This window comes from Massilia sp. UBA6681, from assembly GCF_002454935.1.
GTDB classification, from domain to species: domain Bacteria; phylum Pseudomonadota; class Gammaproteobacteria; order Burkholderiales; family Burkholderiaceae_D; genus Telluria; species Telluria varians.
In genome coordinates this window covers 21,042-34,399 of the sequence record NZ_DKJX01000087.1, presented here as the reverse complement: position 1 = coordinate 34,399, position 13,358 = coordinate 21,042, and the positions used below count along the sequence as shown (strand labels likewise).

Here is a 13,358-nt window from a genome sequence, read left to right as displayed (position 1 = left end):
AAATGGCGTACGCCACATCATCGCATGCCGGAAGGGGTTTCCGCCACACGAATTGCCAACTTGGCATCGTTACGGCGCCAAGCGGAAATGCTTGACGATGCCCGCCCAGCACTGCTGGTAGTCCGCCTGCAGCTGGGGCGAGGACAGCGCGTACGGGGTCGGCACCAGCACGTGGCGGGTCTCGAACATGAAGGCCATCGTGTCCGCCACCTTGTGCGGCTTGGCGGTATCCGCGCTGCTGGCCTTGTCGAAGGTGGCAGCGTCCGGTCCGTGCCCGCTCATGCAGTTGTGCAGGCTGGCGCCGCCCGGCACGAAGCCTTCGGCCTTGGCGTCGTAGGCGCCGTGGATCAGGCCCATGAATTCGCTGGCCACGTTGCGGTGGAACCAGGGCGGGCGGAAGCTGTCTTCGGCGACCAGCCAGCGCGGCGGGAAGATCACGAAGTCCAGCGTGTCCACGCCCGGGGTGTCGCTGGGCGCCTGCAGCACCAGGAAGATCGACGGGTCCGGATGGTCGTAGCTGATCGAGCCGATGGTGTTGAAGTGGCGCAGGTCGTACTTATAGGGGGCGTAATTGCCATGCCAGGCGACCACGTCGAGCGGCGAGTGGCCGATCTGGGCGCGCCACAGGCCGCCGCAGAACTTCGCCACCAGCTCGAAGTCGCCTTCCAGGTCCTCGTAGCGGGCAATCGGCGTGAGGAAGTCGCGCGGGTTGGCCAGGCCGTTCGAGCCGATCGGGCCCATGTCGGGGAGGCGCAAGAGGGCGCCGAAGTTCTCGCAGATGTAGCCGCGCGCCTGTCCGTCCGGCAGGCTGACGCAAAAGCGCACCCCGCGCGGGATCACGGCGATCTCCTGCGGTTCCACCGCCAAGAGACCGAGCTCGGTGGCGATCGCCAGGCGGCCCGCCTGCGGCACCACCAGCAGCTCGCCGTCGGCGCTGTAGAAGTAGCGCCCTTCCATGTCCTTGTTGGCGGCGTACAAGTGGATCGCGCAGCCGCTCATGGCTTCGGGCGAGCCGTTGCCGGCCATGGTGACCCAGCCGTCGATGAAGTCGGTGGGCGCGTCGGGCATGGGCAGGGGGCTCCAGCGCAGCTGGTCGGGCGGCGCCGGGGTGTCGAAGCGCGAGACGATGCGGCCGGCGTCGAGCGGGGTGAAGCTGCCTTGCACGGCGGCCGGGCGGATCCGGTACAGCCAGGAGCGGCGGTTGTGGCTGCGCGGGGCGGTGAAGGCGGTGCCCGAGATCTGTTCGGCATACAGGCCGTAGGCCACGCGCTGCGGCGAGTTGCGGTGCAGGGGCAGGGCGCCGGGCAGGGCTTCGGTGGCGAACTCGTTGCCGAATCCGCTCATGTATCCGCTCATCGTGGCGGTGGACTCGCTCATGCTCACTCTCATGGTGGTTGGATGCCGCTACTCTAAAAGAATCCCGCATGTTTTACGAGATGAATAGAAAAATGTAGACTATTCACCATCTAAATACTGCTGGTCGCGCGGCTACGGCGCGCCCACAATGCAGCCCAGACAGAACGCCCATGATCGAACCGCACGATATCGACCTGAACCTGCTCTCGGTATTCCAGGAAGTCTACCGGGAACGCCAGATCTCCTCGGCCGCCCGCAAGCTCGGGCTGAGCCAGTCGGCGGTGAGCAATGCGCTGGCGCGGCTGCGGCGCGCTTTTGGGGACGAGCTGTTCGTGCGCACCGCGAGCGGCATGCAGCCGACGCCGCTGGCGACGCAGATGGCCGAACCGATCGGCGTGGCGATGGCCCAGGTCGCGCTGGCGCTGAACCAGCGCAGCCGCTTCGACCCGGCCACCAGCAGCAGGCGCTTCGTGCTGGCGATGACGGACGTGGGCGAGATCTACTTCATGCCCACCCTGATCGAGCGCTGCAAGCTGCTGGCGCCGCTGGTCGAGATCAGCTCGATGCGCGCGGGCAGCCTGGCGCTGAAGGAGGAAATGGAAGGCGGGCGGGTGGACCTGGCGGTCGGGCCCTTCGAGGACATCTCGGAAGCGCTGTACCAGCGCCAGCTGTTCCGCCAGCCCTACGTGACGATGATGCGCAAGGGTCACCCGCTGGGGAAGGGCGAAGTGACGTTGGCGCGGTTCGTGAAGGCCGAGCACATGCTGGTCGATGCGAACGAGAGTCCGTACGACCGCATCAACGCGCTGCTGGCGCGCGCCGGGGTCGGGCCCTCGGTGCGCTTCCGGGTGCCGCACTTCACGGCGGTGCCCTATATGGTGGCTACGTCCGACCTAGTGGTCACCGTGCCGCAGAAGCTGGCCGAACGCGCGGCGCTGCCCTTCGGCCTGGAGTGGATCGTGCCGCCGCTGGAACTGCCCACGCTGCAGACCAACGTGTTCTGGCACCGGCGTTACAACCAGGATCCGGGCAACCAGTGGCTGCGCGGATTGCTGGCGGAAGTATTTGCGGAGTAGGAAGTATTTTGAACCTGACCAACGAGACACAAGGAAGAGAAGAAATGGCAGACCTGTTTGAGAATCCCATGGGCCTGATGGGCTTCGAGTTCGTCGAGTTCGCGTCGCCGACCCCGGGCGTGCTGGAAGAAGTGTTCGAGAAGCTGGGCTTCACCAAGGTGGCGGTGCACCGCTCGAAGCAAGTGTCCTTGTATCGCCAGGGCGGCATCAACTTCATCATCAACAACGAGCCGAAGAGCTACGCCGCCTACTTCGCCGCCGAGCATGGCCCGTCGGCCTGCGGCATGGCCTTCCGCGTCAAGGACTCGCACAAGGCCTATGCGCGCGCCTTGGCCCTGGGCGCCCAGGCGGTCGAGATCCCGACCGGCCCGATGGAGCTGCGCCTGCCGGCCATCAAGGGCATCGGCGGCGCACCGCTGTACCTGATCGACCGCTTCGAAGACGGCAAATCGATCTATGACATCGACTTTGAATTCATCGAGGGCGTCGAGCGCAACCCGGTCGGCCACGGCCTGAAGATTATCGACCACCTGACCCACAACGTCTACCGCGGCCGCATGGCCTTCTGGGCCGGCTTCTACGAGAAGCTCTTCAACTTCCGCGAGATCCGCTACTTCGACATCAAGGGCGAGTACACCGGCCTGACCTCGAAAGCCATGACCGCGCCGGACGGCATGATCCGCATCCCGCTGAACGAAGAAGGCAAGGCCGGCGGCGGCCAGATCGAGGAATTCCTCATGCAGTTCAACGGCGAAGGCATCCAGCACATCGCGCTGCTGACCGACGACCTGATCAAGACCGTGGACAGCCTGCGCGAGGCCGGCGTGCCGCTGATGAAGGCCCCGCCCGATACCTATTACGAAATGCTGGACGGCCGCGTGCCGGGCCACGGCGAGAACCCGGAAGAACTGAAGGCGCGCGGCCTGCTGCTGGACGGCGCGGTCAAGGACGGCAAGCCGCGCCTGCTGCTGCAGATCTTCGGTGAAGCCCAGCTCGGCCCGGTGTTCTTCGAATTCATCCAGCGCAAGGGCGACGACGGCTTCGGCGAAGGCAACTTCAAGGCGCTGTTCGAGTCGATCGAGCGCGACCAGCTGCGCCGCGGCGCGATCGCGGGCGCCACCGCGGAGGCCTGAGTCCGGGTAGCGGGGCGGCGCACGCCGTCCGCCCCGTTTTGCTATCCTGAGCGCTTTGCATATCGCCAAAGCCTCATGCTCGCCGCCTTCACCATCCTCCTGCTGTTCCAATGCCTCGGCGAAGGCATCGTCTTCCTGTTAAAACTTCCGCTGCCCGGCCCGGTCGCCGGCATGCTGCTCCTGATGGCCGCCTTGCTGGCCTGGCCGCCGCTCGAGAAGCGCATCGAGGAAGCCGCCAACACCCTGCTGTCGCACCTGTCGCTGCTGTTCGTGCCGGCCGGCGTCGGCATCGTGGCCACCGCGGCCAGCGGCAGCGGCCACTGGTTCGCCATCCTCGCCTCACTCGTCGCCAGCACCGCCCTGACGCTGGCCGTGACCGGCTTGCTGCTGCGTGGACTCGGGAAGAAGGGCGGCGATGCTTGAGTTGAACCAGTTCTCCCAATTCTGGGTCTACCTGTCCGCCTCGCCGCTGCTGGGCCTGACCATGACCCTGTGCGCCTACCTGGCGGCGCACCGCATCACCGCCTTCTTCAAGGGCGCGCCGCTGGCCAATCCGGTGGCGATCTCGATCGCCCTGGTGGCCTTCGTGCTGTGGCTGTCCGGCATGTCCTACCAGCGCTACTTTGCCGGCGCCCAGTTCGTGCACTTCCTGCTTGGCCCCGCCACCGTGGCGCTGGCCTTGCCGCTGGTGCGCCAGCTGCCGCGCCTGCGCAAGGCGGGCCGAGCGCTGGCCTTCGCCCTGGTGCTGGGATCGGTGACGGCGATCGTCTCCAGCGTGGCCATCGCGCTGCTGCTGGACGCCAGCCCGCAGCTGGCCGCCACCCTGGGCCCCAAATCGGCCACCTCGCCGATCGCGATGGCGGTGTCGGAGCGCCTGGGCGGCATTCCGGCCCTGACGGCGGCGCTGGTGATCGGCACCGGCATCTTCGGGGCGATTGCCGGCCCCTGGCTGTTCGACCGCCTGCGCATCGCCTCGCCGGCGGCGCGCGGCTTCGCCCTCGGCCTGGCCTCGCACGGCATCGGTACCGCCCGCGCATTCCAGTCGGGCGCCGAGATGGGCGCGTTTGCCGGGCTCGCCATGGGCCTGAACGGTGCCTTGACGGCCGTGATCGCCCCCTGGCTGGTGCCCGCGGTCATGCGCTGGCTGGGCTGAAGATGCCTATCGGCAGCGTTGCGCCGTCAATTCACTCAAATCACTAGACTTCGGCTATTTGTATGCGAAGGAGTGTGGCGTGACGACGGCAAGCAAGAAGATCAGCCTCGGGCTGCAGGGCGGCGGCACTTACGGCGCCTATACATGGGGCGTGCTCGACCGGCTGCTGCAGGAAGAGCGGCTCGAGATCGTCGCCCTCAGCGGGGCCAGCGCGGGCGCGATCAATGCGGCGGTGGTCGCAGATGGCATGGCGCGCGGTGGCGGACGGGCAGGGGCGCGCCGGGCGCTGGACCGCTTCTGGCATGCGCTAGCGGGCACGGCCATGTTCAGCCCGCTGCAACGGACCCCGGCCGACCACCTGGCCGGCGGCTTCACCATGCGCCATTCGCCGGCCTACCAGATGCTGGAAATGGCCGGCGCGCTGGCAGGGCCGGTGCGGGAAATGCCGCTGACGGTCAATCCGCTGCGCCAGTTTCTGAGCGTGATGATCGATTTCGAGCGGGTGCGCGCCTGCGAGGAGCTGCAGGTGTTCGCCAGCGCGACCAACATCAGGACCGGCAGCGGCAAGCTGTTCCGGCGAGAGGAACTGGACGCGCAGAGATTGATGGCATCGGCCTGCCTGCCGACCGTGTTCGCCGCCGCCGAGGTCGACGGCGAGCTGTACTGGGACGGCAGCTATGTGGCCAACCCTCCGCTGGCCCCGCTGGTGGAAGGGGGCGCCGAAGACCTGCTGGTGGTGCAGATCAACCCGGTCGCGCGCATGGAGGCTCCGCACAACATGGCCGACATCAGCAACCGCGCCAACGAGATCGCCTTCAACATCAGCTTCCTGCGCGAGGTGAATGCGCTGCTGCACAGCGGCGCGGTGCCCGACGAGGAAGCCGGCGATTCGACCGTGGTCGCGCCGGTGCGCCTGCACCTGATCAGCGCCGCGCGCGCACTCAAGGAACTCAGCATCTCGAGCAAGTTCAATGCCGAGCCGCGCTTCCTGCAGATGCTGCACGATCGCGGCGCGGCCGCCGCCGATGCCTGGCTGGACAAGCATTTCGACGATATCGGCCGGCGCACGACGCTCGATCCGGCGCTGGTGTTCCGCCCCTGAGCGGGCAAAGAAAAACCGGCCAGAAGGCCGGTTCGGTCTGCGGAGCCTGCCTGAGCAATCAGGCCGGGTTCGACTTCCAGGTCTTCTTCGGTCCGAAGGCCTTGACGGCGAACAGCGCGCTGGCCAGGCCCACCACCAGGGCGGCGCCGCTGCCGCCGAAGCCGACCGCGTGTTCCTTGGCCAGCTTGCCGGCCTTCGGCCCCACCAGCTGCATGCGGCGGCGGGTCATCTGGGCGCCCAGCTCGGACAGGGCTTCGCGGCTCAGCTTGGCCTCGGCGTGCGGCAGCAGGGTGGTTTCCTCGTCGGCCACGTGGTGCATCACGTCGCGCATCAGTTCCATCACCAGCTTGTCGTGGCGCGGGTCGGAGCCGCTGGTGCGGCGCAGTTCGGCGATCAGGCGGCGCATTTCCATGTGCTCGGGCTCGGCCTTGTGCATGAAGGGCTCGCTGCTATCGCGCTGGCGCATCACCGGGTAGAAGATTTCTTCCTCGAGGGTCGCGTGGATTTCGAGCGCGTCGCAGATGGTGTCGGCCAGCGCCTTCTTGACGCGCGGCGGCTTGTCCTTTTCGTACTGGTGGAAGGTGACCATCACGTGCGAATGGTCGAAGCGGATCATGTTGGTAATCGTCGGGCTCAGCTTATTCAGATTAAACATCGTTACCCCCTTTGTGGTCATATATTCAACATGGTAGTGTGCCGCCGCTCTTCTTTACTGTAGGAGCGCGCGCCGCGCCCCTGTCGGTCCAGACCGCAGCCCGGCGCGCGTCCAGGCCCGCATCCTCGATCGATGGGCAAAACCTGCCGGATAAATACTCTTATTTATCAATTCCAACATTTCCATCAAGTTCATGTGTGTCGCTCTAGTCCTACAAGCTCACGCGCGAACACCCGATCCTCACTGCAGGGTCGAACTGCCACCATGAGACATACGGATACCGGCCACGGCCGGTGCCATTGGACGGCGACGCCCCGGCGCGCCCAATGACTCATCATCGGAGGAATTGTCCATGTTTGCACACAACAAACGCTTGCAGTACACGGTCCGCGTCAGCGAACCGAATCCCGCCCTGGCGAACCTGATGCTGGAACAGTTCGGCGGCCCGCAGGGCGAACTCGCCGCAGCCATGCGCTACTTCACCCAGGCGGTTTCGGAAGACGATCCAGGCCGCAAGGACATGCTGTTCGACATCGCCACCGAGGAACTCAGCCACCTCGAGGTGATCGGCCACATCGTCGCCATGCTGAACAAGGGCGCCAAGGGCCGCCTGGCCGAGGCCGTGGACAGCGAAGCCGACATGTACAAGGCCATCACCGGGCCGGGCAACGACAGCCACATCACCCAGGTGCTGTACGGCGCCGGCACCCCGCTGGTGAATTCGGCCGGCGTGCCCTGGACCGCCGCCTACATCGACTCGATCACCGAGCCGACCGCCGACCTGCGTTCCAACATCGCAGCCGAGGCGCGCGCCAAGATCGTCTACGAGCGCCTGATCGCGCTCACCGACGACCCGGGCGTGAAGGAAGCGCTGGGCTTCCTCATGACGCGCGAAGTGGCGCACCAGAAGTCCTTCGAGAAGGCGCTGTATGCCATCGAGCCGAACTTCCCGGCAGGCAAAATGCCGGCCGACCCGCGCTTCGCCAGCGTGTACTACAACATGTCGCAGGGCCCGGGCGAGATGCGCGGCCCCTGGAACCAGGGCGCCGACTGGGACTTCGTCACCGACCGCGAGAAGCAGATGGCGGTCGACGGCGGCTCGGGCGAGGCCGAAGTGGCCCTGCCGAGCGGCGACATCGACATCCTCAAGCAGATGGCGATGCGCACCATGTCCGACCCGATGTCCTCGCCGCGCACCGGCGCCGAACTCGGTATGAGCATGCAGTCGGCCGGCGGTGGTACGATGGCAGGGCAGTCCGGCAGCGCCATGGGTAGCGCCGAGCTCGGCTCGAAAGGCGGCCAGCTCGACGACACCGGCATGAGCAAGCCCCAGGACAAGGGCACCGCCAAGGGCATGAAGGCAATGAAGAAGTAAGCACGCGTCGCGCGGCCCGCCCAGGCCAGCCGCGCGGTATTTCTTTAGGGTTTGCATGGATACGAATGCCGAAAAAGCGCATGACAACCGGCTCATCGCAGTGCGTGCCCTGCTGCGCGCGCTGACTTTCCGCCGCGTCGTCGGCTTCCTCATCTGCGGCGTCGGCTGCATCCTGCTGCTCGGCAGCCTGGCCGAACAGATCATGAACGCGAATCCCAAGATGCGCCTTGCCCTGCTGGGCGGCGCCACCGCCGCGGCGGCCACCGCGCTGGGCACCTTGCCGGTCCTGTTCGCACAGAATTTCTCGAAACGCAGCTACGACTGCTTCCTCGGTTTCGGCGCCGGCGTGATGCTCGGCGCGACCGCGTTTTCGCTCGTGATCCCCTCCATTGCCGCCGCCAAGGCCGCCGGCGCCGGCAGCTGGGAAGCGAGCCTGATGACCGGCGCCGGGATCATGGCGGGGGCGGGCGCGATCCTGCTGCTCGGCCGCGCCGTGCAGTCCGACGGCATCCTCGACCGGGGCGATGCCGGCGTGTCGATCCGCCGCGCCTGGCTCTTCGTCTGGGCCGTGGCCCTGCACAACCTGCCCGAAGGGATGGCGATCGGCGTCGGCTACGCCGGCATCGACATCGAAAAGGCCAATGCGCTGGCCACCGGGATCTCGATCCAGGACGTGCCGGAAGGCCTGGTCGTGGCGCTGGCCCTGCGCACGGTCGGCTACAGCCGCCTTACCGCGGTGGGCCTGGGCGTCGTCTCCGGCCTGATCGAGCCGGTGGCGGCCGCCTTCGGGGTTGCGCTCATCGGCATCGCCGGAGGCTTGCTGCCCTTTGCGCTGGCGGCGGCGGGCGGGGCGATGCTCTTGGTGATCGTCAACGACGTGATTCCCGAATACCGCCAGAACGGCAACGGCACCTTCGCCAGCATCGCCCTGGTGTTCGGTTTCATCCTGATGACGGTGCTCGATACGGCGCTGGCGTGATGGTCCAGGGCGGGGCGTGGTTACAATCGTGTGCCCAGGTGCCGGACGAACCAGTCGGTAGCGGCCTGGGCGACTTCGTCGAGCTTGCCCGGCTCCTCGAACAGGTGGGTGGCGCCGGGAATGAGCAGCAGGCGCTTGTCGCAGCGCAGTTCGGAAAGCGCCTGGCGGTTCAGGTCGACCGCCACGCCATCGTCGCCGCCGACGATCAGGAGCGTAGGGGCGACGACGGCGGCCAGGTCGGGACGCCCGCCGCGCGACACGACCGCCGCGATCCCCGAGCCGTCGCGCGCCGCCAGTTGCAAGGCCGCGGCCGCGCCGGTGCTGGCGCCGAACAGGCCGAGCGACAGGGGCGCGGTGAGCGGCTCGGTGCCGAGCCAGGACGCGGCCTGCCCGAGACGGTCGGTCAGCAGGGCGATGTTGAAGCGGTTCTCGTAGCTGCGATCTTCGTGCGCGCTGAGCAGGTCGAGCAGGAGGGTGCCGACCCCGGCGTCGCGCAGGCGCGCGGCGACCAGGCCATTGCGCGGACTGTGGCGGCTGCTGCCGCTGCCGTGCGCGAACAACACCATGCCGATCGGGCTTGCCGGAAGCTCGAGCATGCCCTCCATCCGGGCCGCGCCGGCTGCGATCGTGACCAGTTCCTTGCGTGTCATGGCGCCCTCCGCGTGACTGGAAACTTTGACCTGCCCTGATGGCGAAGATTCACCGAGGATCTTGTATGCGGCGCTTGACTTCCCAAATATGATGGGCGTAATATGACCTGCATCATATTTTGGAGACGTCATGAGCACATCAGCCAAGGCCAGCAAGCGCGAGCAGTCCCATCATCGCATCGTTGAGGCGGCCAGCCGGGCCGTGCGGCGCCATGGCTACGCCGGCGTCGGCGTGGCCGAGGTGATGAAGGAGGCCGGCCTGACCCATGGCGGCTTCTACGCCCATTTCGAGTCGCGCGATGCCTTGCTGGTCGAGGCGATCGAGCACGCCGGCGCCATCAGCAGCGCCGTGCTGGACGAGCGCATCGCCGCGCGCACGCTGGAGACCGGCAATGCACTGCAGGCGCTGATCGAGCTCTACCTGTCCGACGAGCACCTCGCGCATCCGGAGCATGGCTGCGTGGTCGGCGCGCTGGCGAGCGAAATGCCGCGCCAGGAGGAGCCGGTGCGCATTGCCTCGGTGCAGCGCGCCGACCGCCTGGTGCGCCGGGTGGCGTCGACCTTGCCGGAAGGCGCCGACCCATCCCTCGCCGGCGTGATTGCCGGCGCCCTGGTGGGCAACCTGCAATTGGCCCGCATCCAGGGCGACAATGCCGAGGGCAGGGCTGCGTTGGCTGCCGCCCGCCAGTCACTGGTGGCCTTGTTCACCTCTCGTCCTGCCTGATGCCGCCGGCCACCGGCGAAAACGTGGCCAAGCGCGATGCCGAAATATGATTCGAATCATATGATGTGCATCATTTTTTTGAATCATAATATGATGTCCATCATATGAAATTCATCATATTCCCTTGCTCATCCTCCGACTCGAAAGGAAATGCCATGCACATCCAGAATGCCACCGTCCTCGTCACCGGCGCCAACCGCGGCCTTGGCGCCGAATTCGCACGCCAGGGCCTGGCGCTCGGCGCGAACAAGGGCCTCACCAACGGGGTGCGGGATGCACTGCGGGAGCAGGGCACGCAGGTTCTGGGCGTACACGTCGGCATGATCGACACCGACCTGACCCGCGGTTTCGACCTGCCCAAGCTGAGCCCGGATACCGTTGTCGCACGCAGCTTCGCCGCGCTCGAGGCCGGCGCCGGCGAAGTGCTGGTCGATGAGATCACGCGCGCCGTCAAGCAGGGCTTGAATGCCGAACCGCCGTTGTACACGCTGGCCTGAGGTTCCGGCAAATAAAAAACGCCCCGCGGCGCCTGGCGCCGCGGGGCGTTTTCACGTCCGGCTAGAGAAGCTCAGTCGCGGATCTCCAGTGCGCGGTTCAGGCTCAGCGCCGCCAGCGAGCCGACCGCACCCGACAACAGGTACAGCGACACATAGCCCAGGCCGAAGTGCGCCGACAGTCCCAGTGCGACCAGCGGGGCGAAGGCCGCGCCGACCAGCCAGGCCAGGTCCGAGGTCAGGGCCGCGCCGGTGTAACGGTACTGCTGCTTGAAGTTCGCGGTCACCGCGCCGGCAGCCTGGCCGTAGGAGAGGCCCAGCAGCGCGAAGCCGACCAGGATGAAGGTGTTCTGCCCGGTGACGCCGCCGTCCATCAGCGAAGGCACGGCGAGCGAGAACAGGCCGATCAGCACGGCCAGGGTGCCGAGGGTGGTGCGGCGGCCGACCCGGTCGGCGATGAAGCCGGAGGCAAAGATTGCCAGCACGGCCAGGCCGGCGCCCCACATCTGGACGACCAGGAACTCGTCCATCGGGCGGGTGTCGTAGAGCTGGATCCAGGACAGCGGGAACACCGTCACCAGGTGGAACAGGGCGTAGCTGGCCAGGGCGGCCAGGGCGCCGATGGCGATGTTGCTGCCCTGCGATTTCACCAGTTCGCCGACCGGGGCCGGGTCGAGCTCGTGGGCATCGAGCAGGCGCGAATACTCGCTGGTCGACACCAGGCGCAAGCGGGCGAACAGGGCCACGATGTTGATCGCGAAGGCGCAGAAGAACGGGAAGCGCCAGCCCCACACCAGGAAGTCGTCCTGCGACAGGTTGGCGAGCAGGTAGGCGAACAGGCCGGCGGCGATCAGGAAGCCGACCGGGGCCGCCAGCTGGCCCAGCATGGCGTAGAAGCCGCGCTTGTTTTCCGGCGCGCTCAATGCCAGCAGCGAGGGCAGGCCGTCCCAGGAGCCGCCCTGGGCGACGCCCTGGCCGATGCGCATCAGGGACAGGATGACGATCGCCGCCGCGCCGATCCGGTCATACGAGGGCAGGAAGGCGATCACGCAGGTACTGGTGCCCATCAGGAACAGGGCAACCGTGAGCTTGATTTCGCGGCTGAAGCGGGTCTGCAGCCACATGAACACCACGGTGCCGAGGGGGCGCGCGATGAATGCGAACGAGAAAACGATAAACGAGTAGAGTGTCGCTTCAAGCCGGTCGGCCCACGGGAAAAAAACCGCTGGGAACACGAGAACTGAAGCAATTGCGTAGACGAAGAACTCGAAATATTCCGAGGCGCGGCCGATGACCACGCCGACGGCAATTTCTCCCGGGTGGATCTCGCCGTCCCGGGCGTTGATGTTGCGAGCCCCGCTGGTAGGGTGGGTGATGGGAGCGGCACCTGCGCCGCCGTACGTCGTCGTGCTTTGCATATCTTCGTCTCCTTGGGGTCAACACGGCCTGCAGCAGTTTGAGCGCTGCACCCTGTTTCTATTGTATTTCTCGACAATCCCAGCGATGTCGTAATTGCAATATAGCAAGGGTGGGACAAAGTGTCCAATGGTTGCCGTAGGCCGTTGGCGTTACAGTAGCATGTTCTTATTCCCATGTAACGTTAGATACCTAGCATGATTCCTAAAATTGTCCGCCGCGGACTCCCATTACTTCCGCTTGCAGCGCTCGCCGGCTGCAACACGGTCGTCATGAATCCCACCGGCGATATTGCAAAACAGCAGGCAGACCTGATTACCATTTCTGTCCTGCTCATGTTGATCATCATCGTCCCGGTGATGATCCTGACGGTCCTGTTCGCATGGCGCTATCGCAAGGGCGCGAACGCGAAATACGAACCGGACTGGGACCACTCGACCAAGCTCGAGCTCGTGATCTGGGGCGCACCCCTGCTCATCATCATCGTCCTCGGCCTGATCACCTGGGTCTCGACCCACAAGCTGGATCCCTATCGTCCGCTCGACCGCCTCGATGAGAACCGCCCGATTCCGGCTTCGACCAAGCCGCTCGAAGTGCAGGTCGTGGCGCTCGACTGGAAGTGGCTGTTCATCTATCCGGAGCAGGGCATCGCTTCGGTGAACGAACTGGTCACCCCGGTGGACGTGCCGATCCGCTTCAAGATCACCTCGTCGACCGTGATGAACACCTTCTACATCCCGACGCTGGCCGGCATGATCTATGCGATGCCGGGCATGGAGACGACCCTGAACGCCGTGCTGAACAAGCCGGGCGACTACAAGGGCCTGTCCGCCAACTTCAGCGGCGAGGGCTTCTCGCACATGCACTTCGCCTACAAGGGCGTGACCGGCGGCGAATTCGACGCCTGGGTGCAGAACATGAAGTCCAAGCCGGGCCTGCTGGACCGCGCCGACTACCTGACCCTGGAAAAGCCGTCCGTGCGTGAGCCGGTGCGCTACTACGGCCAGGTGGAAACCGCGCTGTTCAACCGCATCCTGAACCGCTGCGTGGCCGAAGGCAACGTCTGCATGAACGAGCAGATGTCCCAGGACCACAAGCGCAACGCGATCGCGGCCGCGGCCAAGCGCCTGCCGAGCAAGGCCCAGCTGGAGCAGATGGCCCAGCTGGCGGAAGCGGAAATGTGCATCACGCCGGAAGCCGGTGGCCCGGCCGTCGGCATTCCTAACAATTCTGTGAAGAAGTAAT

Annotated in this window: 14 protein-coding genes; 10 read left to right on the top strand and 4 right to left on the bottom strand. The window is 66.1% G+C overall.

Going from position 1 to position 13,358, the window contains the following annotated elements:
- Positions 1-69 precede the first annotated feature (69 nt).
- Positions 70-1,377 carry a homogentisate 1,2-dioxygenase gene (gene hmgA / locus B2R83_RS15760; RefSeq protein WP_292043191.1) on the bottom strand — a complete coding sequence of 436 codons (1,308 nt, stop codon included), beginning with the start codon at positions 1,375-1,377 and terminating at the stop codon, positions 70-72.
- A gap of 149 nt (positions 1,378-1,526) precedes the next feature.
- Between hmgA and B2R83_RS15755 the strand changes: the two genes are divergently transcribed.
- The 5 genes from B2R83_RS15755 (at position 1,527) to B2R83_RS15735 (ending at position 5,820) form a co-directional block, all read left to right on the top strand.
- On the top strand, positions 1,527-2,432 hold the full coding sequence (locus B2R83_RS15755) for a LysR family transcriptional regulator (protein ID WP_292043186.1): 906 nt from the start codon (positions 1,527-1,529) through the stop codon (positions 2,430-2,432).
- Positions 2,433-2,476: 44 nt separating this feature from the next.
- Positions 2,477-3,565, top strand: a complete 1,089-nt coding sequence (hppD, locus tag B2R83_RS15750; RefSeq protein ID WP_292043184.1) for a 4-hydroxyphenylpyruvate dioxygenase — start codon at positions 2,477-2,479, stop codon at positions 3,563-3,565.
- A gap of 75 nt (positions 3,566-3,640) precedes the next feature.
- Positions 3,641-3,988 (top strand): CidA/LrgA family protein, encoded by a 348-nt coding sequence (locus B2R83_RS15745; protein WP_036212656.1) that lies wholly within the window; start codon positions 3,641-3,643, stop codon positions 3,986-3,988.
- Complete coding sequence (locus B2R83_RS15740; protein WP_292043174.1) at positions 3,981-4,718, top strand: LrgB family protein; 738 nt, start codon at positions 3,981-3,983, stop codon at positions 4,716-4,718. Before B2R83_RS15745 ends, B2R83_RS15740 begins: the two co-directional genes overlap by 8 nt.
- Positions 4,719-4,797: 79 nt before the next feature.
- On the top strand, positions 4,798-5,820 hold the full coding sequence (locus B2R83_RS15735; RefSeq protein WP_292043167.1) for a patatin-like phospholipase family protein: 1,023 nt from the start codon (positions 4,798-4,800) through the stop codon (positions 5,818-5,820).
- Positions 5,821-5,878: 58 nt separating this feature from the next.
- Here B2R83_RS15735 and B2R83_RS15730 read toward each other — a convergent pair whose 3' ends face one another.
- Complete coding sequence (locus B2R83_RS15730) at positions 5,879-6,475, bottom strand: hemerythrin domain-containing protein (RefSeq protein ID WP_292043165.1); 597 nt, start codon at positions 6,473-6,475, stop codon at positions 5,879-5,881.
- A gap of 352 nt (positions 6,476-6,827) precedes the next feature.
- Between B2R83_RS15730 and B2R83_RS15725 the strand changes: the two genes are divergently transcribed.
- Both B2R83_RS15725 and B2R83_RS15720 read left to right on the top strand, forming a co-directional pair.
- The gene (locus tag B2R83_RS15725) at positions 6,828-7,850 is read left to right on the top strand and encodes a manganese catalase family protein (RefSeq protein WP_209586601.1); all 1,023 of its coding nucleotides are present in this window, start codon (positions 6,828-6,830) and stop codon (positions 7,848-7,850) included.
- Between the two features lie 55 nt (positions 7,851-7,905).
- On the top strand, positions 7,906-8,829 hold the full coding sequence (locus B2R83_RS15720) for a ZIP family metal transporter (protein ID WP_292043161.1): 924 nt from the start codon (positions 7,906-7,908) through the stop codon (positions 8,827-8,829).
- A gap of 20 nt (positions 8,830-8,849) precedes the next feature.
- Here B2R83_RS15720 and B2R83_RS15715 read toward each other — a convergent pair whose 3' ends face one another.
- Positions 8,850-9,479, bottom strand: a complete 630-nt coding sequence (locus B2R83_RS15715) for a dienelactone hydrolase family protein (RefSeq protein ID WP_292043144.1) — start codon at positions 9,477-9,479, stop codon at positions 8,850-8,852.
- A 130-nt stretch (positions 9,480-9,609) separates the two neighbouring features.
- On the opposite strand from B2R83_RS15715, the gene B2R83_RS15710 reads away from it, so the two are divergent.
- Positions 9,610-10,203: a TetR/AcrR family transcriptional regulator gene (locus B2R83_RS15710; protein WP_292043142.1), complete on the top strand. Its 594-nt coding sequence runs from the start codon at positions 9,610-9,612 to the stop codon at positions 10,201-10,203.
- Positions 10,204-10,358: 155 nt separating this feature from the next.
- The gene (locus tag B2R83_RS15705; protein ID WP_292043135.1) at positions 10,359-10,700 is read left to right on the top strand and encodes a hypothetical protein; all 342 of its coding nucleotides are present in this window, start codon (positions 10,359-10,361) and stop codon (positions 10,698-10,700) included.
- A gap of 71 nt (positions 10,701-10,771) precedes the next feature.
- Here the strand turns inward: B2R83_RS15705 and B2R83_RS15700 are convergent, their stop codons facing one another.
- On the bottom strand, positions 10,772-12,115 hold the full coding sequence (locus B2R83_RS15700) for an MFS transporter (protein WP_036212642.1): 1,344 nt from the start codon (positions 12,113-12,115) through the stop codon (positions 10,772-10,774).
- 195 nt (positions 12,116-12,310) lie between these two features.
- Here B2R83_RS15700 and cyoA point away from each other — a divergent pair, with 195 nt between their 5' ends.
- The gene (cyoA, locus tag B2R83_RS15695) at positions 12,311-13,357 is read left to right on the top strand and encodes a ubiquinol oxidase subunit II (RefSeq protein WP_209586606.1); all 1,047 of its coding nucleotides are present in this window, start codon (positions 12,311-12,313) and stop codon (positions 13,355-13,357) included.
- Position 13,358 lies beyond the last annotated feature (1 nt).